Here is a 23,022-nt window from a genome sequence, read left to right on the forward strand (position 1 = left end):
AGCCCCAGAATTAGCCGGCCTAATCATAAGCATCAAGTTATGACGAAAAATGAACAGCGTTTGAAGGGAGCAGTAAAGAATGGCAATTGATACGGTGCTATGGAGCAGGCTGGTGACAGGCTTGACTCTCGGGTTCCACGTTATTTTTGCGACGATTGGCGTCGGTATACCGCTAATGATCGCTATTGCAGAGTTCATCGGGATCCGCAAAAAGGATCCCCATTATACACTTATGGCAAAGAGATGGTCTCGGGGATTTGTCATTTCTGTAGCGGTTGGTGTCGTGACCGGTACAGCCATATCACTACAATTAGCCCTGGTATGGCCGAATTTTATGAAACTGGCTGGGAATGTTATTGCACTTCCGTTATTCATGGAAGTGTTCGCGTTCTTTTTTGAGGCCATCTTCCTGGGCATTTATTTGTATACGTGGGATCGGTTTAAAAATCCGTATATCCATTGGCTGTTGACGATTCCGATTGTCGCCGGGGCAGGCATGTCTGCCGTTTTTATTACGACGGTGAACGGATTCATGAACCAGCCTGGAGGCTTTGTCATGGAAGCGGGCCAATTCACAGCGATTGACCCGGTGCAAGCGATGCTGAATACGGCGACCTTCTCCAAGGTGTTCCATGTATTAAGCTCGGCCTATTTGACAGGAGCTGCCTTGTTAGCCGGGATTGCAGCCTTTGCGATGCTGAGAAAAGGAGTGTCCGCATACCACAAAAAATCCTTGAATCTCATGATGGCGGTCGTTTTGCTGTTCAGCTTGCTGAACACATTAGCTGGTGATGTGTCCGCCAAGTTTTTGGCCGAGCATCAGCCAGAGAAGCTTGCAGCGGCAGAGTGGCATTTTGAGACGGGTAGCGGTGTGGACTTGGTTCTAATGGGATGGCTGAATGCAGAGCATGAAGTGATAGGGGCTCTTCATTTGCCGAAAGTGCTCAGCTTCCTGGCCTTTGGAGACTTTAATGCGGAGGTAACGGGGCTGGAGGAATTCCCCAAGGAAGAATGGCCACCGCTTCTTGTTCACTACCTGTTTGATTTAATGGCTGGAATCGGATTTGCTCTGCTCGCGATTTCGGTCCTGTACTTCCTGTTTGTGTTCTGGAAAAAACGCAATGTGCTTAACAAGTGGATGCTTGGCATCATCGCACTGATCGCACCGCTCGCTTTTCTAGCTGTAGAGCTGGGCTGGTTTTATGCAGAGGTTGGGCGACAGCCGTGGATTATCCGTGGATATATGCGTGTAGAGGAGGCTGCCACGACTTCACCGAATGTAAGAATTATATTCTTCGCCTTATTGCTCTTGTACATCGTACTCGGCAGTATGTGTGTAATCGTGCTAAGACGTTTGTTCAACAATAATCCGGCAGAAGTTGAGATGGAGAAATGGATGAAGGAACATCCTAATCAATCTGTGGAAAAGGGGGGCACTGAATGATGAGTTACGAAATAATTGGCATCTCGGTGCTCTGGCTGTTCTTGTACGGCTATTTAATTATAGCTTCCATTGATTTCGGAGCGGGATTCTTCGCCTTTTATGCCCGTTTGACGAAGCAGGATCATCTCATTAATCGTCTGATTTCCCGATATTTATCACCCGTATGGGAGATTACAAATGTATTTTTTATCTTTTTCTATATTGGCATCGTCGGATTTTTTCCGGACACAGCCTATTATTATGGCTCCGCGCTGCTTGTTCCGGGAAGTATTGCAGTTATTCTTCTTGCGATTCGCGGTTCGTTCTACGCTTTTGAAAATTATGGTTCCAAGAAAAACATAGTATATCTTTTTTTGTACGGAGCTACAGGTCTGCTTATTCCGGCTTCGTTGTCAGTGGCACTTACTTTGTCTGAAGGCGGCTTTATTGTGAAGCAGGCTGAGACGGTTTCTCTGGATTACTGGGCGCTGTTTACCAATCCGTTATCGTGGAGCATCGTTGGACTGGCAATCGTGTCCGTTTTGTTCATAAGCGGCTCATTTCTGACTTTTTACGCATCTCGTGCAGAGGATCATTCCGCGTTGAAGCTGATGCGGAACTACGCCCTGTTTTGGAGCACACCGACGATAATTCTCGCACTGACAGCATTTATCTATTTGGGTCAACACAATGAGCGGCATTTTCAAAATATGATGGATTTATGGTGGCTCTTGGCACTTTCCGTTGCTTTCTTCATGATCGCGATGTGGCTGTTATATAACGGACGCCGTTACGGATTAGCTTTCATATGCATCATGCTGCAATTTTTCTGTGCCTTTTTCGCTTATGGGATTGGGCAATACCCTTATATTCTCGATCCGTATATCACGATTCAGAGCAGTGCAACTTCACCAGCAATGGGCTTAGCGTTAGTTGTTGTGTTTATCGGCGGTCTGTGCCTGTTGATCCCATCCCTTATTCTGGTCTTCAAGCTCTTCCTGTTTGATGCGGATTATGTAAAAGGGAAAAAATAAAGCTAATTGATCCATTACGGCGTGTATGAGGTTTCTCTACAAGCCTATATATAAAGGAGGTGTGATCTGTGCCGAGGAAATCCAGTCTGATTTCTCAACAAATGTCTTCACAAAGAAAAAATATGGCCCTCCTCGCGATCCTTTCGCTCGCGCTTGGTACAGCTATTGTGAGTCAGGCTGGACTGCTTGCTGAAGCAGTCCAACGGATTTTTGTGGAGAGAGCTTCATTTTCATCGGTTATCCTGTTGCTCGGCATTCTTCTGGCTGTTATGGCTGTACGCACATTGTTGTCATATGGAAACGGTAAAGTTGGCTTGCGTATGGCTGCCACTGCCAAGACAAATATGCGCGCAGCCGTGCTGCAAAACTTGACCCATGCTTCCATGCCTTCCACCCTTCGTGGACAGACGGGAGGCAAGGTCAGTATTGCTCTTGATGCTGTGGATGAGGCTGATAGTTATTTCAGTCAGTACATGCCGCGAATGATGGAAGCTGCTATCATCCCGATTCTGATTTTGGTCGTTACATTTATCCAACATGCCAACACAGGTTTCATTCTATTGTTTACAGCTCCTTTTATCCCACTGTTCATGATTTTGGTAGGACTGAAAACGAAGAACAAATCCGAAGAAAAATATGCGCAGCTGGCCGAGTTTTCAGGTACGTTTCTGGATTCTCTTCAAGGGCTGGTGACGTTAAAAATATTTGGACGAGCACACCGTCAGCAACAGAAAATTGAACACAGTAGCCTTAGTTACCGTGATGCCACAATGGGCATTTTGAAGATTGCGTTTACGAATACCTTCATGCTGGAATCGATCGTGATGCTAAGCATTGGCATTGTCGCTCTTGAACTGGCCATCCAATTGCTTGTTTTCAAATCTATGACGTTCCACACCGCCTTTCTCGTGTTGTTGCTCGTTCCCGAGTTTTACAACCTGTTAAAGAATACGGGAACGGCCTTTCACAGTGGCCGGACAAGTATGGGTGCGGTTCGTAAGGTGGAACAGATGCTTGAAGAACCGGCAGGGGAGAGTAGGGACGCGAATAGCATTGAAGGAGCATTAACAACCGTTGGAATCAACGAGATCGACAGCATGGATAGGGTCGACAGGGGAAGCAAATTGGAAATTGGAAATTCCAATGATCTTTCAGTACCGCCATCCATGGAAATAGATCATCTTCAGTTTCAATATGCTCCAGATTTATTCAAGCTTGAGACGGGTCGGATCCAGTTTAAACCGGGAGAACATATTGCGATTGTAGGTAAAAGTGGTTCCGGTAAAACGACTTTGCTCCATCTCATTGCCGGTCTGCTGAAACCAGAATCTGGAACGCTTCTGGTGAATGGAAGACCACTCTCGCAATACGATGAAACCGAATGGTTCGAACATGTTAGCTACATTACACAGCATCCGTATATTTTTGCAGGCACATTTTCTGAAAATATTGCGATTGGTGCTCGTGGGAGCATCTCCAGGGCAGAAATTGAGCGGGCGGGGGAGGAAGCAGGACTCACTGCGCTTACAGCCCAATTGGAGCATGGATTTGATACCTTTGTTGGTGAAGGAGGCAGGGGACTGTCTGGTGGGGAAAAGCAACGGCTTGCCTTGGCACGCGCTTTTTTGAAGCGTCCTGCTATCATTTTGTTTGATGAACCCACAGTTGGACTGGATTTGCACACCGAGCGGGTAATGCAACGCTCCATAGCCAAACTGGCAAAAACGGCTACGATGATTACGGTGGCTCACCGATTATATACGATTCAACAAGCCGACAAGATTTTGTTTATGGACAATGGAGTGTTGGTGGACTCCGGACGGCATGAAGAGCTTCTGGGGCGCCTGCCTCAATATGCCGAGATGATTGATGTAGAGCGGAAAGGGGGGATATCCTCATGAATGAACTGGCCGTTCTGTCAAAGGCGATGATTCAGGAGCGTAAGGATATCATTCTTTCGATTTTGGGTGGATTTATCGCCGGCATAGCCGGTGTGGCACTCTTTTCTGCGAGCGGGTATCTAATTTCGCAAACGGTATTTGCGCCGCCGCTTTATACTTTAATTGTACTCACCTCGATGGTCAAACTGCTTGGTCTGCTTCGGGCGGCGAGTCGTTATGGAGAACGCTTATATTCTCACCGGGCGACATTCTCCATGCTTAGCCGTTTACGTACATCCTTTTTTGCCAAGCTTATTCCTTTAACGCCTGGTATATTGAACAAAAATCGAAGCGGGGATCTGCTTGCGCGGATCGTTGGGGATGTGGAAAGTTTGCAAAATTATTTTTTGCGAGTCGCTTATCCTCCGATCATGGTCGTCATGGTGTTTTTGGCTACGGTGCTGTTTACTTCTACCTATTCGATCTGGATTGCCGTTTTGTTTGTATTAGGTATGCTGATAACGGCATTCGTTGTACCGGGAATTGTGTTACTCGGGCAGCGGAGAATACATGGACGCGTTCGTGAGCAGAGGGCGCAGCTGTCCACGGAAGTTACAGAAGTGTTGTACGGTTTCCGGGATTTAAAAGTATACGGTCAATTGGCACAGCGGGAGGAGCAGCTTCAGCACGCTTCCGCTGTATTGGCAACTGAACAGCAACGAGCAGCCGGGCACTTGTTGCGCGGGCAATCGATGCACACTTTTGTTACGTTTCTCGTTTCCTGGGGAGTGCTGACGCTCGGCGCCTATTTAATTATAGAAGGAGCGCTTGCAGGCGTATTTCTTGCCATGTTGGTCATGGCATCACAAACCGTATTTGAAGAAGCGACGGCTATGGCCACATTACCCGCGTATAAAGAGGATAGCGAACACGCAGCCAAACGACTGACGGAAACAGTTCAGACCTTTGATGAGCAGTCTTCGCAGCCAAGTGGCACATTGTCTGTTGATCATGCTGTTACGATGGAACTATCCGATGTTACGTTTCAATATGATGGGGAGTGGAGACCGGCGCTCAGGGAAGTGTCCCTGCACATTATACCTGGCTCCAAAACGGCGATTGTCGGGCCGAGTGGGTCAGGAAAATCAACAATTATCGAATTGCTGCTCAAACTGCGAACACCAACAGCTGGAGATATACGATTAAACGGTACTTCGGTGAAGGAACTGGATGAGACGAGCATTTGGCAAACGGCTAATGTAGTGTTTCAGCAAAGTCATTTTTTCCGGGGAACGATCCGGGACAACCTGCTGCTGAATGGAGAAGAACATACTGACGAACAATTGTTGGATGTGCTAGCTAAAATGCAGCTGCCCGATACATCGTTGACCGATATGGTGTATGAAAAAGGAGAGAATCTGTCAGACGGCGAGAAGCAGCGGTTGGCTCTGGCGCGAGCGATGCTCCGCAAAGGACGGGTATGGCTTCTGGACGAACCAACTTCATCGCTGGATTATGTGACAGAGCATCACGTTTTGAAGCATCTCTACGCACAGGCGGCTAATGATACGCTTCTCCTGATTTGTCATCGGCTAACCGGATTGGAAGAGATGGACCGAATTGTGGTCATGGACCAAGGCAAGGTAGTCGAAACGGGTTCCTATTCGGAGTTGATGGGGCAAAAAGGCTATTTTTATGAGATGAAACAAATCGAACAGCAAATGATCGGAGAAGTTGGAGTGTGAAGATTTGAAAAGTAGAAACAGTCTTGAACTGAATAGGAAAGCCCAAGACTGTTTCTGCATTTTTACGTCTAACGTTTCGAGATAGATTTTCTGCCAGCAGCAGGCCGTACAACTCGAAGACCTTTAATAGGAGAGGTACTCCGGCCAACATTCTTATTTTTACCAGGAACTGCCGTGTTGACATTTAAAAACTTAGATTGACTTTGAGTATTACTAGATACAATATTAACTGTGTAATTTCTGAAGTTACCAATACTGATTTTTCTCAATCCTAGCCTTCTACAAAGCGGAGCATCACAGTAACCTGCGCCACCACAAAGTTTGAAAGCATTTTGCGGTAGAGTAAGATAGTTAACACCTGACCATACAAGACTCCTATCTGTAGATTCAGCATAGTAATATATCTCTCGATTGTTGACTGCCCCACTCAATACCTCTACCGTTTGACCTGGATTTATTGTGTACCAACCTACCGCTTCATACCAGCTGGGCCAAGGTATCAAGGGGTTAGAGCCCTGATTACAGCTTGCAGAGGAGTAATATGCGAAGGCAACATATACAGTTAAACTCGTATTGTTACGAAAACTAAGTCCCATTGCATTCAGCTCCCTTCTTGTTAATAGAATAAAGTATGCAGTTTAATAGGAGAAGGAAATGGACATCAAGAGAAACAATTTCGAATCGATTGGGCTGCTCATGAGTAAACTGACGATCTGGATTTATGAAGTGCTAAGAACTACTTATTACAGTTTCATTTCACCAATCGTACCTAGATGAATATCTAAAACAAAATACTGATTAATTCCTTGCGGTGTCCCGAAAGCCATTTTATGGCTGTTTAGGGCACCTTTCGTTTTTTATATAAGATTTAGGTAAACACCAAAATCCGTTTTTTCTTTGAATCTACTACAGAAAATGTGATGATACATAGTCTTGATATTCCTAAGGTTTATGAAGAAGATGAACGCATTTATGCTGTGTAGGGGGTTGCAGGCTTTGTCTATGATGCGGCTCTAACTGACTATGAATTTTCACATACAACAAAAGAAAAAAATATTTAAAGTAAGTAACTATGGCTTAATACATAAACAATTGCTGTCACATTTTGGGTCGAGCTCTTCGTTGTATAGAGTGAAAGGGGGGGAGACAGCTTGAATGATACGGAGTTAAGTCAGATCATTGCAGATGTGTTGGATGGGGACACAGAAAAATTCGAAAAAATCATGGAGGTTTATCAAAAACCGATTTTTCTCTACTGTTATCATATGCTGGGCAATTACGCCGAAGCCGAGGATAACGCACAGGAAGTATTTTTGAAGACATTCCGCACCTTGAAGAAATATACCCAATATCAAATAGATTTTGGCGCCTGGGTATACAAGATTGCCTACCATCAATGTATCGACATCATCCGTAAGCGAAAGTTGGTGAAATATTTGCCTTTCTTTTACCAGGATGAGAAAGAAAATAATGAAGTCGACTTGCATATTGAAGCCAACTATTTTGATGAATCCGTACATCAAGCCATAGCAAAATTATCGGCGGAAGAGCGTAATTTGTTAATCTTACGTTGTGTCGAGGATAAAAGCTACCAGGAGATCGGATTGATTCTCGGCAAAAACAGTGCCAGCCTTCGTAAAAAATACGAACGTGCATCTGCAAAATTTCGAAAGTATTATGCTCAAGTGAAGGGAGTGGGAGTGTATGAATATGGACAGGGATCGGGATTTGAAAAGACTGTTTGATGACCCGCGCATTCCCGACGCCGACTTGACAGGAAAAGTAATGAGAATATTACATGCTAAGCCAAAAGAAAAGGAGAGGTTTTTTATGAAATATAAAGTTGTTTTGACTGCGTGTGTAGGGATGATGTTAATGGCCTCCACAGGTTATGCGGCAGTTCAATATCATTCTTTGACGAATAAGGATGGCGAAGTCGTATATGAGACTAAATCGACGAAAGATTACGGAAAAGCAGAATCGAAAGATGAGATAGAGCGTTACAAGGCATTTTATGAACTTAAGGATAAGGTGCTAAAGAACGGGGAAGCTGGGCTGTTCTATATGGTTGCCAATAATCCGAATCATGAAACAATTCTTGGAACGAAGGTGACTATCTTCCAAGATCTTTCTCAATTGAGAGATAAGATTACGGATAAATCCATTAAGATCGCAGACAAAGTCAATGGAAATTATACATTCCAAAAGGCGGACGTAATCTTTAAAAATGCTCAGGAAGTGAATCCTCCTTCTTCGGAAGAAAAAAAGAAAATGGCAGAAAAGCTGAGAAAGCAGGCGGAAGAATCCAATCAGGGATATGCCATGATGCCGGTTGAAATGACAGATCAGTTTTTCCTTTTCTTTGCTACGTATCAAAATGGCGAAGATAAAATCGGGGTTAATATCACTAATCTGAGTGGAAAGAGCGATCCTACAATGTATATTGACGAGAAGGTTGAATTTAAGCAGGAGAAGGTTCAAGTGAAGGGAGTAGAAATGCTGCATACAGAATTTGCTCCTTCGCAGACGCACGAGCTGAAATGGGTATACGAGAGCCCAGACAAAAAGGTGAAATACGCCTATACTTTACGTGGAGACATAAATAAAGTAAGCAAAGAAACTTTGATGAAAATTGCAAAAGGCTATTTGGAATAATAAATATTAAAACAACGGGAATCTTCTCCAAATCTAGTTGGGGTTGATCATAATCGGTTCTAAGCGCCCATTTAATTCCGTTGAACAATTCAAAAAAACGGCCGCTGTTCGCATCGTTTGCGACAGGGCCGTTTTTTGTTTTTCATAGGTTAGCTGTAAATTGCTATTCTTGCCAAACACTCATAGGGTCCCATGGCTTGATCTGATTGCCATATTTTCCGGCCAAAAAAACTTTCATGTCTTCCAGCTTAGCAGGCACCTCGTTCCAAATTGGAAGGGGTGGTAATCCTCGTTTGCTTTTCAATAGGATGTCCACTGTAACATACAAGCGTTCTGGCTGAATCCAATGAAGGAAGCGGGAAATATCAATTTGCTTGGTCAGGGACAAGGCATCAATTTCGTCATTGTAATGCTTGTTGAACTCGCTGATCAAGTTCAGGAGGTAGTCTCTCTGCTCCTTCACGAAGTCCAGGCCGCAGATGGCGCCATGTCCTGGAATAACGATTTCGGGTTTAATTTCATCAATAATGCGGTCAAGCACTTTAACCCAATTGTGGGTTCCCTCTTCGCTGTATGCCGTACAACCGTTAAACACGACATCGCCGGCGAACAGCACTTTTTCTTTTGGCATCCACATCAGCAAGTCACTGTCAGAGTGGGCCGGAGCTACGTTGTAAATCATAACTTCCGTTTCGCCAAGACGGATGTTGATATCGTCCTTTATCTCAATATTCGGGAGCACCCATTCTACGCCTTCCAGGTCGAATCCTTCAAATTCCGCTGCAAAAAACCGCTCGCCCGAAGTCGATTCCGGAGAATCCTTTCCTCTTCTGATGACGTTATCCATCCAGGCGATATTTTCGGTGAGACGCTCTCTGGACGCTTCCTTGTGCATAATAATGCAAGCATCTTCAAACACTTTGTTTCCCCAGGCATGATCACTGTTATAGTGCGAGTTCACCACATATGCGGGAGAGCCACCGTTACTTACTTCCTTAAAAGCCTCCCGCATTTCCCGTGCATGGAACAAATCGAAGAACGTGTCATACACCAGCCCTTCACCCTTGTTGATGAACCCGGCATTGGCCCAACTGATGCCGCGATACGGCGAAATACCGGCAAAGACGCCATCTGCGACTTCAAAAAATTTAACGCGAGGTTTTTGGATAATACGTCCATACTTCATGAAAATTCTCCTTTGTGTATATGTTTTTGGGGTAAAGCATGCCTTTATTATAGAGAGTGGAAAACATAAATGCAAGCATGTACTTGCATGCATTCGCTCCATGTAATATGATGTAACAGAACAACATCACACTACATGCATGGAGGCGCTGCAACATGAAACTAGTAACCTTTCAAACCAAGACATCCCAGGAACCTTTGTTTGGGCTTGTAATTAACGAGAAATTTGTCGTTTCTTTTGCCGCAATCATGAAAAAGCAGGGAACATTCGTTGACAGTCTTGAAAGTATGGACAGCTATCTTCATTATTTACCGGCAAGTTATGATGCCGCTAAGGAATTAATGCAATATGCGGTCGAACAGTCGCATCAATTTAATGAAAATGAAATCTGCCCGATTGTAGCGGTAAAACTACTGCCGCCAGTTCCAAATCCGGCTGCGCTTATCGATTTCGGGCTGACGCCAAGACATCTGAGAAATGCTGGCGTAAATCTGCTGCAAAGAGAATATACAGGGCCGGAAAGAGAAGAGCTTACACGTAAAATTTCCGAAAAATTCCAGCAAGATCTGAATAAAGTAACTTTCAGTTATTATAAGTGTAACCATAATGCATTAATTGGCGATGGGGATACGATTCATTGGCCTTCGTACTCTTCCTACCTGGATATCGAGCCGGAGCTGGCCTTTGTTACAGGGAAGGGGAACTGCATTGCAGGTTATGTTATTTTTAACGACAGTACTGTCCGCGATGTGCAGTGGCCGGATTTCCAGGCGATGACCGGACCGACGCGCTGCAAAGATTTCGATCGAAGCAAAGGAATAGGACCATTTCTGGTAACGCCGGATGAAATCGACAACCCGCTGGCACTGGATGTGGATGTACGCATCGGGGAGAGACTGCACTGGAAGGGAAGCACATCCGAGTATTCTGCACACCCTGCAAAAGTGATGGAGGAGGTTCTCAAAGTTTTCACGCCACTCCCGGGCACAATTATAGGAATGGGGACGATACCGGATTGCTGCGCAATCGAGACCGAAGAATGGCTGTTGCCCTCTGACCGAATCCAGATTACATTTGATAAATTAGGCACGCTCACGCAATTGGTGCCTGATCATGTCAAGATTACGGATCCAAGCCGCTGGGAAAAAAGAAGTGATTTGCCTTAAAAAAACGTTTATCAAAATGATGAACCCCGACCCTGCTGCATATGCAAAACTTGTAGTAGAATAGGATTAACATATGCAAAAGGAGAAATACAATGCAAACTTCAGACAGAATCATTGAAGCCGCGACACAGCTCATCAAAAAGAAGGGCTATCGGGGAGTAAGCACCAAAGCCATTGCAACGGAAGCTAAAGTCAATGAATCTACGATTTTTCGGCAATTTGGAAGCAAGCAAGGCATATTGGAAGCCATCATTGAAAGACATTCGGATATCCCACAATTTGAGAAGCTGTTAAAAGAGGACGCGACCGATAATCCGGAAGTTGATCTGCTGAATGTAAGCCAGCAGTACCGTTTGTTTTTCCATAAAAATGCGGACATCATTTTGATTGGCATCCGCGACAAAGGAATGCTTCCCGAATTAGACAGAGTGCTAGCCGATCCGCCGGCGAAGCTTCACTCCTTGCTGGTTGAATATTTTCAACGCTTGCAGAATAAAAAAGTTATAGCCAGACAGGATGAGCGTCTTGTCGCAATGTCTTTTCTCTCGATGTGCTACGGATTTCAGATGAGCGAGCTGATTCACCGGCAATATCAATCCCAACTCGTCACCGAGGAAGAGTTCTACAAGCACAGTGTCTCATTGTTTGTTAAAGGAATTTTGGCTCAGTCATAAGCACTATTGATTTATTTAATGAGAAGTCTAAACTTACGAGAACGGGCTGAAGCTGGAAACTCGGTGTTACTATCCATTCATCTAATGGAAGAGCATGCAGCGACGGTTGATGATGTGGTGATTATTAAGCATGGAACAATCGTTGCAGATGGAACATTGGAGAAGTAAAAGGAAACCCTTCCACGCTGGAGGACGCCTTTTTTGCTCATGAATGTAGTCTTTAGTAATGGAAAATAAAATACGTGGATGCATTATATAAAAAACATGATTCATTTAATTAAGCCCAATTTTTTCTTGGGCTTTTTTTGTTTGGGACCTCTGGATTGTATTATCATGCCTATTGTATTGGAATTATCCAAGGCTGTACTTACTTAAAATCTTATAAGAAATTCTTGAAATCACAGAAATTTATTCGGGTAGTGGGATGCTATTATACAAATATAAATAAAGACGAGGTGATGATATGCAAGCAAAATTGGCAGCGGACGCCATTCCCCTCACCAAAAAGCGAAATTCATGGATAAGAACGATAAAAAAGTATAAAGTGATGTACGCTCTCTTGTTCCCGGCATTACTTTACTTTGCCGTTTTCAAATACGTTCCTATGGCGGGAATCATTATTGCTTTTAAAAACTATAACCTAGCATTGGGACTATGGGATAGTCCATGGGTGGGATTTAGAAATTTTACAGATTTTATGAACGGCGTTTATTTCTGGGACATCATGAGAAATACGATAATCATATCGCTGTATAAGCTATTGTTCGGTTTCTCAGCTCCTATCATACTTGCTTTGCTGCTCAATGAAGTTTATACCCAATGGTTTAAGAAAATCGTACAAACGATCACTTATTTACCCCACTTTCTATCATGGGTCATTGTTTATGGAATGATGGTGGCATTATTAGCCCCAGGGGATGGTCTTTTTAACATGATTTTGAAGGAAGCTGGAGTTGAACCCATCTCATTCCTAACGGAACCTGCCTGGGGCAGACTGCTGATCATCTTATCTGAAATATGGAAGGATATTGGATGGGGAGCGATATTGTACCTTGCAGCACTAGCAGGAATCGATCCAAGCTTATATGAAGCGGCTAGAATTGATGGCGCTTCCAAATGGAGACAGCTATGGCATGTAACACTTCCCGGCATTCGAGGCGTGATGATTCTGATGCTGATCCTTAAATTAAGCCATATTCTGGATGCTGGTTTTGACCAAATATTCATGTTTGCCAACAGCTTTAATCAGGAGAAGATCGACATTATCGACACATGGGTATACCGTGAAGGGCTCGAGCGACTTAAGATTGGCTTGGCTACTGCTGTGGGATTGTTTAAAGCGGTCATCGGATTTGTTTTAGTGTTGGCAGCGAATAAGCTCGCCAAAAAATTCGATGGGCAAATTTGGTGAGGTGGTTATCAATATGATCAATTTGACAATCGGAGAGAAAGTCTGGCAAGCAGTCGTTTATTTTATTCTTATTTTGCTAGCTCTACTTTGCTTACTACCCTTTCTATATGTGGTTGCTGTTTCAGTGACGCCAGAATCGGAAGTGTTAAGAAGAGGAATTGTTATTATACCAGAATCCTTTACCTTTCTAGCCTATAAAGAAGTATTCATTTCTCATGGTATCGGGCAGGCGTATAAAATTACATTGTTTCGAACGATAGTAGGTACTGCTCTCAATGTGTTCTTTACGGTAATAGCGGCATATCCGTTATCCAAAAAATATTTGCCGGGTCGAAGCCCATTTTTACTATTCATTGTCTTTACCATGATGTTTGGAGGAGGATTAATTCCGACTTATTTACTAGTCCGCTCTCTGGGATTGCTAAACAGTCCGTGGGTATTGATTATTCCAAATCTTATTAGTGCATTTAATCTGGTGATCATTAAAGGCTTTTTCGAGCAATTGCCTGCTGAAATCGAGGAATCAGCGAGGGTAGACGGTGCAAGTGAGCTTCAGTCGTTATGGCGGATCATTTTACCCCTGTCCTTGCCCGTCCTTTCCACAATTTCCTTATTTTACGCAGTCGGGCATTGGAATAGTTATTTCGATGCTATTGTTTATATCAATGATTCCAACTTAATGCCGCTTCAAGTGATCTTGCGCAACATCCTGCTTAACGTCGCAACCCAAAGTGCTGATTCGCTTGCCAATACCGGAGCTGTTAGTACGTTCGCTATACAAATGGCAGCAGTTGTCGTGACTACAGTTCCGATTTTGATCGTTTACCCATTTATGCAAAAGCATTTTACCAAAGGTGTACTCTTGGGATCTGTTAAAGGTTAAAAAGAAATTCCAACCTGAGTTGTTACGGGAAAACCGTGATAATATAGAAGCAAAGGAGAGGTCATTATGCAACGTAAAGCGATTACATTTGCTATTCTGACAGCAATGGTCGGTGTGGGAACGGTATTGTCAGGATGTGGGGACAAAAAAGAGGTTACATCGTCAGCTACGGGTAATTCACAAGGCCAGTCTAGTCCCTTTGAAAAAAAATTGAAAATTTCGATGTTTAACCAAGGCACTTTCAATGCTGCTGCTCCGATTCCTCCCCGTGAAGAAGATATCCAACGACAAATGTTGGAGAAAGCAGTAAATATCGACTTGGAAATGATGATTCCTCAATCAGGTCAAGCAACGACTAAATTAAATACGCTCATTGCTGGAGGAGATATTCCAGATTTGATTTTCTTGAAAAGCCGGGCTGATCTCGCGCAATATTATGACCAAGGCGTTCTTGCGGATTTGACACCGTATCTGGATCAATTTCCTGAATTACAGAAACGTTTTAGCAACGACTCCTGGGAGGCGATGTCCTATCAAGGAAAAACCATTGGGGTTCCAGGTTATGATAATGTAAATGGTATCAGTCGAAGCTTCTTCATTCGCAATGATTGGCTGAAAAAGCTGAATATGGAAGTGCCAACGACACCTGACGAGTTATTCGAAGTTATGAAAGCCTTTACAGAGAAAGACCCGGACGGTAATGGCAAAAACGATACTTACGGATTCATAGGCGGCATGAATAAAGAAGGGAATCTGCAAACCTACGGCTTCGATAGTTTAATGTGGATGTTTGGCGTCAATCCTCCATCAGCCATTGATGTGAAAGACAATGAACCGGTGTTCCTGTATACCGACCCAAAAATGAAAGAGGCGCTCGCTTATATCAATAAAATGATGGAAGCCAAAGTTGTAGATCCAGACTGGGTGACGATGAATACTCCCGATTTGTTGGACCAAAAGTTATTTAAGGGTAAAGTTGGCTTCATGATAAGAGATGCACGCAGGCTGGAACCGGATTATCAGCAGAAAATGAAAGAAATCAGTGGAGAGGTACCGGAATGGATCGTCATTCCTCCAATGATAGGTCCTTATGGTGATCAAATTGTAGAGAGAAAATCGTTCCAAGGCAATTCATGGGCCATATCCAAGAAAGCGGATAAGGACAAAATCATTCGGATCTTATCCATGCTGAATTATCTCTTTACGGACAAAGAAGCATATCCGAATTTTGCATACGGAATTAAAGGGATTCATTGGGATTTAGTGGACGGCAAGATCAAGAATAAAACCTCCGAATTATCAAAGGAAATGAAAGAAAAGTACCTATGGGTTGACCATTATAGAATGCCGCGTCGTGGTGATGATGCTGAGTACTTCAGCTTCCAGAATCCTAAGACGGCAGAAGCTTTTGAGAACAATCAGAAGTACGTGGCGCCTACTTTGCCCGGGAATTTATTGACTGAAGACCCGAACGATACATTGGCAGCTGACCGCCAACGTTTCATTAATGAAAGTTTGGTCAAATTTATGACCGGAAAAGATCCTCTTTCTAACTGGGAGAATTTCCTCAATACGTTGGATACCAAGTTTGACATGCAGAAATATAAGGACACAGTAATCAAGCAATTTAAAGAAGCGGGCTTAATTAAGTAAATCAAGTAGAAACGGTTTCGCCGTCCTTTTAAAGGACGGTACCGTTTCAGCGAGAAAGATAAGGAGCATTTATGCGCGAAGCATATAAATTCTTATCTTTTCAATAAAGAGAGAGGCTATAAATAGCCCCTCTCTTTATTGAAATATAAGAAAGTATAAGTTTTACTTTATACTTTCTCCTTCTATTTTTCGAAGAAACGCTTATCGTCCTTAAAAAGGACGCCGAAGGCGTTTCTTCTTATCATATGCTATTATTTGTTTAATACAGATTTAAAAGGAAGATGATAGATGCGAAGAAGAATCAGCTTGCCTTTAAAATTATTTTTTATCGTATTTGCATTTGTATTAAGCTGCATAATCTTGATAAGTCAATTGTCTTACCACTATGTCCAAAAGGAAATAAGAAAAACTGACATTTATTACACCAACCAAATACTAGACAAGGTAGATCAGTATTTCACAGTTAATTTTTCCTCCTTTCAGACGATCCTGTTCTCGGTCGAAACATCGGTGAAAGCCAACATTGACAATACAGAAGTAATTAAAAAGCAATTAAGAGAGCTGTATGAACTCAATAGTAATTACGTCAGTAATATTTATTTGATCAAAAGCGATTTATCCATTCTAGGCGGGAGTACACCTACCCGAATATTCGATGAACCTCTAGCTGAAAGAGAACCTTTGTTTGATGCGGCTGACAAGAATAGAAGGACTACATTTGTCAGTGATCCTTACAAATCTAAATATTCCGGCTGGACAGTTACGATGGTTCGATATCTGAACAGTGCTCCGTTTCCTATGGCCATTGCTGTAGATTTGGATCTAAATGCCATTGAAGAAACCTTGTTCAAGATTAATAAAAAAGAACAAATGGATTTGGCTCTAATCACCGCATCGGGAAAAATCATTGCCGGATTTTCGGAAAATAAAGGACCCATGAATATTCAAGATCATACTTTTTCAATCGGTGAAACGACGGCGGAACAAATTCTGGATACTACAGAAACAAACCTTCAACTACATACCAAGGATGGTATTCCAGTCTCCCTTCTGAAAAAACCGACGGAGAAATTCAACTGGACCATCATCTCGATCAACGATGAATCACGCTTGAAAGCTGCTTTGTCCAGATTGGAAACCTATTATATCGGGCTTCTAGCTGCAGGTCTTCTCTTAAGTCTGTTCATTTCCTTTTTTATTGCCAAATATATAAGGACCCCTCTCTATGCGCTCAAAACAAAAATGAAGCGGGTGGAGCAAGGCCTCCTCACAACTACAATATCGATTAACCGAAACGATGAGTTTGGAGATCTCTCCCGCGCATTCGATCGTATGCTTCAGCAAATTGTGGAACTGATACGGGGAGCAGAGCTACATAATGAACTTGAGCGGAAGCTGGAAATCCAAGTGCTTCAGTCTCAAATAAACCCTCATTTTCTATATAACACGCTTGGTTCTATCAGCAATGTCATACGACTCGGACAAATAGAGAAAGTAGATGTGGTGATCGAGTCTCTCATTTCAATATTGGAATATGGGATAGCTGATGCTTCGGAGAAGGTTTCACTACGTCAGGAATTGCAAAATGTCTCGGACTATATCGCGATCCAGAACATCCGCTATAACAGGAACTTCCACTTGATTGAAAATATCGAAGCAGATTTAATAGATTTCCCAGTTTTTCGAATGCTGCTGCAGCCCCTTGTGGAGAATAGTATCTTCCATGGTTATAACGGAGGGGGGATCGAAGGCCCTATTACTATTCATGCGTACAGGGAGGGCGGCATCGTCATCATAGAAGTAGTTGATCTAGGGGAGGGAATTCCAACTGATAAAATAAAGCATATTTTGATTTCAGAACCGAGTGATGTGGAATTGAAAAGGAAAAGAATCGGGTTAAATAATATTCATGACCGAATAAAACTTCACTACGGAGAACAATTCGGGCTTCAAATCATAAGCATACCTAAGGAAATAACCCGTGTTCAAGCCTTATTCCCAGCAGGCTCGTTTAAAGGAGATGCATGATGGTGAGAGACTACACCTGCTTCATTGTTGACGATGAAGATCTAATCATTCAGAGATTGGAATTGTTTTTTAACGAGCTCTCCCATAGGGATAAGCGATTTCATTTAGTGGGAAAAGCAAAAAATGGTCTGGAAGGGATAGAGGAGATCGTAAAGCTTAAGCCGGATATCGTGATATCTGATATCGTAATGCCTCGAATGGATGGAATTTCCATGATTGAGCAGCTAAAACCAAAGCTTCCCCATACCCAATACATTCTTTTGACCGCTTATTCATCCTTTGAATACGCCCAGAGAGCTATTCAAGCCAACGTCTTGGAGTACATTGTTAAGGTTCCGCTCAGGGAAAAGGATTTAGATCGCGCTTTAGATAAGGCAGCCGGGATTTTAAATGAGGTTAAGAAAAAAGAAGCGGAATTTCAATCGTTAAACGTATCCGTGCTTGAAAATAAATATAGAGTCCGAAAGCAATTTTTTAATGAGCTTATCAGAGGCGAAATTCCTTCTCATCGGGCATCGGATTTTGCCAATCGCATGCAATTCCATTTCTTTCAAGCCAACTATTGCTGCTTCATTGTTGAAATGAATTTGTATGAAAGTTTCCGAAACGATTATTCAGCGTCTGATCAAAACATCTTGAAATATGCGATTACGAATATAATCGAAGAAACTGTGGTGAATGGTGGCAGAGGTGTAGCAGCGGATCTATCCGATAATCGTTTTATTGGCTTTCTTTCCTGGGAAAATAATCGCAGCGATATGGACACGGAATATGCTTGCCATTCATTGGGTAGTCAGATCGTCTCCCATTTACATCAATATTTGAATCAAAGGGTATCCGTCGCTTTTGGAGGTCCGCACCGAGGCTGGGAATCTATCAAACAAGCTTACATGGAAGCTAATATCGTGAGTGAGGATTTCTATTATCATGAAGAGAAAGTAGTCAAAACACCCATGCATCGGTTCCATTACCGTAATGACAAAAAGGAGGACTTTCAGCTGAAACTGGCTGATTTTCTCACATGGGTACAAAGGAAAGTTTCCAAGGAAGAGCTAGAGAAAGAACTCTCTGCTTTAAACCAATTTGTAACGGATTATAAAATTCATAAGTCCATCATGGCACCTATTCTTCAAGGCTTGTACAGAGACATTACTGCGAAATTTAAATCGGGGAACTCGTTGACCACGGATGCATCAGAGTTTCCCATAAAATTCATGACATTTCGGGAGCAGCTTGCCTATATTGGCGACTTCACATTCGAATATGTACACGCTGGCCAGCTTTTACATCGTATAGAAATCATGAGTGCTATGCGCTTTATAGAGAAAAACCTGAAACAGAGATTAACGCTTGAGGCTATTGCTGAGGAAGTGAATTTAGCTCCATCGTATTTTAGCAGCTTATTCAAAAAAACAATGAACGAGGGCGTTATCAGCTACATCAACCGCAAAAAAATTCACTTAGCTCTCGAGCTGTTAAATGTTCAGGATTATTCTTTATTGGAATTGTGTGAGGAAGTAGGAATTGTGAATGAAGGTTATTTTTGTAAACTATTTAAAGAATATACGGGTGATACGCCTAAGCAATATCGGATAAAAATGACACGATATGAATCCAAATAAGGTTGCAAAAAATGTATAAATTTCTCGTGAAATCATGTAAAAAAAAGAGCATCAAAAGGCTTACCATGATAGAAGGATCTAATCATGGAGGTTATCAAAATGGAGCTTATTAAAGCAGATGTAACCGTCGTAGGCGGAGGTATTGCTGGGATATGCGCTGCCATTGCTGCCGCACGCCAAGGGCTGCAGGTTTCACTTATTAATGATCGGCCGGTTCTTGGAGGAAATGCGAGCAGCGAGGTCCGGGTTCATATCAACGGGTCAGCATATCTCGGAAACAGTCCATCCTATTATGCACGCGAGGGCGGATTGGTGGAAGAACTCAAGTTGAAGATTTTTCACTATAATCCGTTATACAACAAGAAGCTTATGCTTTCGCTTTCGGATACGGTCTTGTTGGATATGGTTTATGCTGAGCCTAACATTTCTCTGTTTCTGAATACATGCGTGCATGAAACGGGCATGGAGAACGGTAGAATTAAATGGGTGGAGGGCCTTCAATTGGCTTCCGAAAGAAAATTTCGTTTCGAAAGCCGAACCTACATCGATTGCTCCGGAGATGGAGTTGTCGGATATCAAGCAGGTGCTCTCTTCCGCTGGGGGAGAGAAGCGAAGCATGAATACATGGAAGAATTGGCTCCTGAAGTGGCGGACCATTACACCATGGGCGATACGATCCTGTTTCAAGCCCGTGACGTAGAATATTCCGTTCCATTCAAAAGACCTGGCTTTGCGTATGATATTACGAAGTTGGCTTTTTTCGATAGTATCAGAAAAGGTTTAAACCATCGGGCTTTACCAAGAAAAATCAATGGGCTTGGCGGATTGTGGTGGCTAGAATATGGTGGACATATGGATATTATCAAGAATAATGAAGACATCGCATTGGAACTGCGGAAATTGGTGTACGGGATTTGGGATTATATCAAAAATAGCGGCGAATTTGATGATGTAGACAATCTCATCTTGGATTATGTATGCCCGATTCCTGGAAAGCGGGAGTCGAGGCGGTTCATAGGAGACCACATGTTGTCTCAGAACGATCTTACAGCAAAGCCGCATTTCGAAGATGCTGTATCCGTCGGTGGATGGTATATGGATTTACATGCGAATAAGGGCATCTACGATGAGGGGCCAGCTACAGCATGGAATTTCGTGCCTGGATTGTACAATATCCCTTTCCGCAGTTTATATTCACGAAATATTCCTAATCTCATGTTCGCTGGTCGCAATATAAGTGCTACCCATGTGGCTTTCGGATCTACTAGGGTAATGGCAACCTGCGGTTGTATGGGGCAGGCGGTTGGAACGGCAGCTTCGTTATGCTTGAAATATGAGATAGACCCTGCGGCCATAGTCGAATCTCATATGGAGGAGCTGCAGGCGCTGCTGCTTCGAGATGGCCAAACGATTGTAGGGCTTCAAGAGGAATTGAATCCTTACTTCGCTGACGGATTAACTATTCGTGCCTCGTCTCAGCGCAGCTATGATAATCTTCATCCAACTGAAGAGATTCCCTTGGAGAAAGGGTTATGTTTGGTCTTGCCGATTCAGACATCCGTGGCTGAAAGTGTACGGATCAAAATTAAAAATAGGTCCGAGCATTCGGAAACTTTGCATGTAAAGCTGTTTGCCGGGGAACGGAAGGAAAACTACATTCCCACCAGCGAGTTGAAAGATTACCGCTTGGATATTGCAGCCGGTCATGACGACTGGATTACGCTAAATTTGGGCTGCAAGAAACCGGCTGACGACAAAATCTACATCGTATTGGAAGGTACGGCGAGTCTTGCCGTCTACGGCAATGAAGAAAAAATAACAGGAGCGGTCAGCTTCCATTATAGGCCGGAAGAGCCGTCCAGGCTGAAGAAATTCAATAAGAGCATTTGCTTCAAGGATCTGTTACCGTCCCAGAGTATGTATAATCCCGAGAATGTCGTCAACGGCTTCTCCAGACCTTATGGTCTACCGAACGGCTGGATTTCTGAACGTACGGAAGAACAGGAATGGTTGGAATTCTGTTTTGCAAGCCCCAAAAATGTAGACGAAATCCATCTTGTTTTCAATTCACAGTTGGATTTGGAGCATTTCAACGACCCGATCGAGTCCCTTATCCAAGATTATGATATGACCTTGATCTTAGAAGACGGAACCGAGAGGACAATCATAACTCGTGGGAATTATCTCACGTTGAATAAACATAAGGTGGATGCGAAACATGTAACCCGAATCCGGATTAATTTCTGCGCAACGTATGGTTCGCCTTATTTTGAAGTGTTTGCAGTAAAATTGTTTGCTCCTAAAATTGATAAATGAGGTCAGGTGAAGTCACGATGAAGGAATTATTCCCACGTAATGGGCTCCCCAATATAATTCAGAAATTGGAAAATGGGGATACCGTATCAATCGTCTATTTCGGCGGCAGTAATACCCGTTCTGAAGGCTACAGGGTCATGACGGCGGATTGGCTTCGTGAGAAATATCCTAAGGCGGATATCCGCACTGTGAATGCAGGCATTAATGGGACAGGATCGGATTTGGGTTGTGCCCGTTTGGAGACAGATGTACTGCGTCATCGGCCTGATCTAGTATTTGTTGAATTTGTCGGTAACGATGGCGGAGATCCCGAATCCAAGGCGCGGATCGAAGGGATTGTCCGTCAGATCCGCAAGCGGAGCCGGTTTACCGATATCCTGTTCGTTTATACGCTGAAGGAGCGGGATGTGGCCTTATTTCAGTCTGGGGAATACCAGAAGGGGGCTCTAATGCAAGAGGAAGTGGCCGACTATTATGGTATTCCTTCGATTCATCTGGGCGTAGCGGTCAGTCACTTGGTTTCGGAGGGAAAACTCGTTTTTACCTCAAGGGAAGACGTGTCCATTTCTGGAGCCGTTGTTTTTACGCATGATTCGATCCATCCGACTATTCCCGAAGGACACCAGATTTACACGGATACGATCACCCGGTCATTTGAGGCAATTATCGAACTCAGAGGTCATCAGGGAAGGTTAGTACATCACTTACCTCAGAATCCGTTGGTTCCGGCTAATCCTTGGGAGTATGCGACCATGCTGTCACTGGATAGTCTTACTACTTTTTCCGCAGGATGGTCTTACATGACGCCCGATGATTTTGCTTTAGTGCGCGAGTACAATTGGTTGTTCCCCGGCCTATGGCGAGCAGTCGATCCTGGAGAGGCTATCACGGTGCAGTTCGAGGGCACCCATATCGGGTTATTCGATATCGGTGGGCCTGATTCTGGCAGATTGAAGGTGTCGGTGGATGGTGGGGAACCCTTTATTATCGATCGATTCACACTACACAACGATCATAATCGAAATCAGTATGTATTCTTACCGGAGCTTCCCAATGGAAAACATACGGTTCGCTTTGAAATCGATACCGAGAAGACAGACAAAGCGGCCATGTTTGAAGCATGCGGCAATGAACGAAGTAGAGAGCATGTTCGGCAGCATCCAGATTGGTATGATCAAACGGTGATTCAGCTTGGAAAGTTGTTATTAGTGCAACCGCCATTATAATTAATCATTAGGCTTTGTACAATTGGTAGACCTACATCATAACTGACTGCAGTTGAGCGGACAGTTATGATGTAGGTCTCTTTTTTAAAGGACGACAAAGTCGTTTCTTCTTGCTTAAAA

General features: G+C 43.4%; 19 protein-coding genes. 17 read left to right on the top strand and 2 right to left on the bottom strand.

Annotation, left to right across the window (positions count from 1 at the left end):
* The first annotated feature begins 79 nt into the window (after positions 1-79).
* The 4 genes from MKY99_RS15485 to cydC all read left to right on the top strand — a co-directional run bounded on the left by MKY99_RS15485 (position 80) and on the right by cydC (position 6,082).
* A complete protein-coding gene (locus MKY99_RS15485; RefSeq protein WP_076283693.1) occupies positions 80-1,444 on the top strand; it encodes a cytochrome ubiquinol oxidase subunit I in 1,365 nt (454 codons plus the stop codon).
* Positions 1,441-2,457, top strand: a complete 1,017-nt coding sequence (locus tag MKY99_RS15490) for a cytochrome d ubiquinol oxidase subunit II (RefSeq protein ID WP_042188427.1) — start codon at positions 1,441-1,443, stop codon at positions 2,455-2,457. The genes MKY99_RS15485 and MKY99_RS15490 overlap by 4 nt, the downstream gene beginning before the upstream one ends.
* A gap of 68 nt (positions 2,458-2,525) precedes the next feature.
* A complete protein-coding gene (gene cydD, locus MKY99_RS15495; protein ID WP_339264811.1) occupies positions 2,526-4,358 on the top strand; it encodes a thiol reductant ABC exporter subunit CydD in 1,833 nt (610 codons plus the stop codon).
* On the top strand, positions 4,355-6,082 hold the full coding sequence (gene cydC / locus MKY99_RS15500; protein WP_339264813.1) for a thiol reductant ABC exporter subunit CydC: 1,728 nt from the start codon (positions 4,355-4,357) through the stop codon (positions 6,080-6,082). Before cydD ends, cydC begins: the two co-directional genes overlap by 4 nt.
* 68 nt (positions 6,083-6,150) lie before the next feature.
* Here cydC and MKY99_RS15505 read toward each other — a convergent pair whose 3' ends face one another.
* Complete coding sequence (locus MKY99_RS15505; RefSeq protein WP_042188430.1) at positions 6,151-6,678, bottom strand: DUF1036 domain-containing protein; 528 nt, start codon at positions 6,676-6,678, stop codon at positions 6,151-6,153.
* A gap of 58 nt (positions 6,679-6,736) precedes the next feature.
* On the opposite strand from MKY99_RS15505, the gene MKY99_RS15510 reads away from it, so the two are divergent.
* The 3 genes from MKY99_RS15510 (at position 6,737) to MKY99_RS15520 (ending at position 8,737) form a co-directional block, all read left to right on the top strand.
* Positions 6,737-6,859, top strand: coding sequence for a hypothetical protein (locus MKY99_RS15510; RefSeq protein WP_269321747.1), 123 nt, complete (start codon positions 6,737-6,739; stop codon positions 6,857-6,859).
* A gap of 374 nt (positions 6,860-7,233) precedes the next feature.
* Positions 7,234-7,827, top strand: a complete 594-nt coding sequence (locus MKY99_RS15515) for an RNA polymerase sigma factor (RefSeq protein ID WP_339264817.1) — start codon at positions 7,234-7,236, stop codon at positions 7,825-7,827.
* An 85-nt stretch (positions 7,828-7,912) separates the two neighbouring features.
* Positions 7,913-8,737 carry a hypothetical protein gene (locus tag MKY99_RS15520; protein ID WP_339264819.1) on the top strand — a complete coding sequence of 275 codons (825 nt, stop codon included), beginning with the start codon at positions 7,913-7,915 and terminating at the stop codon, positions 8,735-8,737.
* Between the two features lie 163 nt (positions 8,738-8,900).
* Here the strand turns inward: MKY99_RS15520 and MKY99_RS15525 are convergent, their stop codons facing one another.
* Complete coding sequence (locus MKY99_RS15525; protein ID WP_339264821.1) at positions 8,901-9,923, bottom strand: MBL fold metallo-hydrolase; 1,023 nt, start codon at positions 9,921-9,923, stop codon at positions 8,901-8,903.
* A gap of 155 nt (positions 9,924-10,078) precedes the next feature.
* Between MKY99_RS15525 and MKY99_RS15530 the strand changes: the two genes are divergently transcribed.
* The 10 genes from MKY99_RS15530 to MKY99_RS15575 all read left to right on the top strand — a co-directional run bounded on the left by MKY99_RS15530 (position 10,079) and on the right by MKY99_RS15575 (position 22,902).
* Positions 10,079-11,089 carry a fumarylacetoacetate hydrolase family protein gene (locus MKY99_RS15530; RefSeq protein WP_339264823.1) on the top strand — a complete coding sequence of 337 codons (1,011 nt, stop codon included), beginning with the start codon at positions 10,079-10,081 and terminating at the stop codon, positions 11,087-11,089.
* 92 nt (positions 11,090-11,181) lie between these two features.
* Positions 11,182-11,763 carry a TetR/AcrR family transcriptional regulator gene (locus MKY99_RS15535; protein WP_149645738.1) on the top strand — a complete coding sequence of 194 codons (582 nt, stop codon included), beginning with the start codon at positions 11,182-11,184 and terminating at the stop codon, positions 11,761-11,763.
* Between the two features lie 18 nt (positions 11,764-11,781).
* Entirely contained in the window at positions 11,782-11,931 is a 150-nt protein-coding gene (locus MKY99_RS15540) for a hypothetical protein (RefSeq protein ID WP_339264825.1), read from the top strand.
* 295 nt (positions 11,932-12,226) lie between these two features.
* On the top strand, positions 12,227-13,174 hold the full coding sequence (locus MKY99_RS15545) for an ABC transporter permease subunit (RefSeq protein WP_042188436.1): 948 nt from the start codon (positions 12,227-12,229) through the stop codon (positions 13,172-13,174).
* Between the two features lie 13 nt (positions 13,175-13,187).
* A complete protein-coding gene (locus tag MKY99_RS15550) occupies positions 13,188-14,057 on the top strand; it encodes a carbohydrate ABC transporter permease (protein WP_042188438.1) in 870 nt (289 codons plus the stop codon).
* Positions 14,058-14,123: 66 nt separating this feature from the next.
* Positions 14,124-15,710 (top strand): extracellular solute-binding protein, encoded by a 1,587-nt coding sequence (locus tag MKY99_RS15555; RefSeq protein ID WP_076283685.1) that lies wholly within the window; start codon positions 14,124-14,126, stop codon positions 15,708-15,710.
* A 288-nt stretch (positions 15,711-15,998) separates the two neighbouring features.
* The gene (locus MKY99_RS15560) at positions 15,999-17,738 is read left to right on the top strand and encodes a histidine kinase (RefSeq protein ID WP_339264827.1); all 1,740 of its coding nucleotides are present in this window, start codon (positions 15,999-16,001) and stop codon (positions 17,736-17,738) included.
* Positions 17,735-19,360 (top strand): response regulator, encoded by a 1,626-nt coding sequence (locus tag MKY99_RS15565; protein ID WP_339264829.1) that lies wholly within the window; start codon positions 17,735-17,737, stop codon positions 19,358-19,360. The genes MKY99_RS15560 and MKY99_RS15565 overlap by 4 nt, the downstream gene beginning before the upstream one ends.
* A gap of 84 nt (positions 19,361-19,444) precedes the next feature.
* Entirely contained in the window at positions 19,445-21,676 is a 2,232-nt protein-coding gene (locus MKY99_RS15570) for an FAD-dependent oxidoreductase (RefSeq protein ID WP_339264831.1), read from the top strand.
* Positions 21,677-21,693: 17 nt separating this feature from the next.
* A complete protein-coding gene (locus tag MKY99_RS15575) occupies positions 21,694-22,902 on the top strand; it encodes a GDSL-type esterase/lipase family protein (RefSeq protein WP_339264832.1) in 1,209 nt (402 codons plus the stop codon).
* Positions 22,903-23,022 lie beyond the last annotated feature (120 nt).

This window comes from Paenibacillus sp. FSL R5-0470 (assembly GCF_037975205.1).
GTDB lineage: Bacteria > Bacillota > Bacilli > Paenibacillales > Paenibacillaceae > Paenibacillus_AQ.

Excerpts from the sequence above, each read along its gene's own strand:
- MKY99_RS15485 (WP_076283693.1), top strand. The coding sequence starts at position 80 with ATGGCAATTGATACGGTGCTATGGAGCAGGCTGGTGACAGGCTTGACT.
- MKY99_RS15490 (WP_042188427.1), top strand. The coding sequence starts at position 1,441 with ATGATGAGTTACGAAATAATTGGCATCTCGGTGCTCTGGCTGTTCTTG.
- cydC (WP_339264813.1), top strand. The coding sequence starts at position 4,355 with ATGAATGAACTGGCCGTTCTGTCAAAGGCGATGATTCAGGAGCGTAAG.
- MKY99_RS15505 (WP_042188430.1), bottom strand. The coding sequence starts at position 6,678 with ATGGGACTTAGTTTTCGTAACAATACGAGTTTAACTGTATATGTTGCC.
- MKY99_RS15510 (WP_269321747.1), top strand. The coding sequence starts at position 6,737 with ATGGACATCAAGAGAAACAATTTCGAATCGATTGGGCTGCTCATGAGT.
- MKY99_RS15520 (WP_339264819.1), top strand. The coding sequence starts at position 7,913 with ATGAAATATAAAGTTGTTTTGACTGCGTGTGTAGGGATGATGTTAATG.
- MKY99_RS15525 (WP_339264821.1), bottom strand. The coding sequence starts at position 9,923 with ATGAAGTATGGACGTATTATCCAAAAACCTCGCGTTAAATTTTTTGAA.
- MKY99_RS15530 (WP_339264823.1), top strand. The coding sequence starts at position 10,079 with ATGAAACTAGTAACCTTTCAAACCAAGACATCCCAGGAACCTTTGTTT.
- MKY99_RS15535 (WP_149645738.1), top strand. The coding sequence starts at position 11,182 with ATGCAAACTTCAGACAGAATCATTGAAGCCGCGACACAGCTCATCAAA.
- MKY99_RS15540 (WP_339264825.1), top strand. The coding sequence starts at position 11,782 with ATGAGAAGTCTAAACTTACGAGAACGGGCTGAAGCTGGAAACTCGGTG.
- MKY99_RS15545 (WP_042188436.1), top strand. The coding sequence starts at position 12,227 with ATGCAAGCAAAATTGGCAGCGGACGCCATTCCCCTCACCAAAAAGCGA.
- MKY99_RS15550 (WP_042188438.1), top strand. The coding sequence starts at position 13,188 with ATGATCAATTTGACAATCGGAGAGAAAGTCTGGCAAGCAGTCGTTTAT.
- MKY99_RS15555 (WP_076283685.1), top strand. The coding sequence starts at position 14,124 with ATGCAACGTAAAGCGATTACATTTGCTATTCTGACAGCAATGGTCGGT.
- MKY99_RS15560 (WP_339264827.1), top strand. The coding sequence starts at position 15,999 with ATGCGAAGAAGAATCAGCTTGCCTTTAAAATTATTTTTTATCGTATTT.
- MKY99_RS15565 (WP_339264829.1), top strand. The coding sequence starts at position 17,735 with ATGATGGTGAGAGACTACACCTGCTTCATTGTTGACGATGAAGATCTA.
- MKY99_RS15570 (WP_339264831.1), top strand. The coding sequence starts at position 19,445 with ATGGAGGTTATCAAAATGGAGCTTATTAAAGCAGATGTAACCGTCGTA.
- MKY99_RS15575 (WP_339264832.1), top strand. The coding sequence starts at position 21,694 with ATGAAGGAATTATTCCCACGTAATGGGCTCCCCAATATAATTCAGAAA.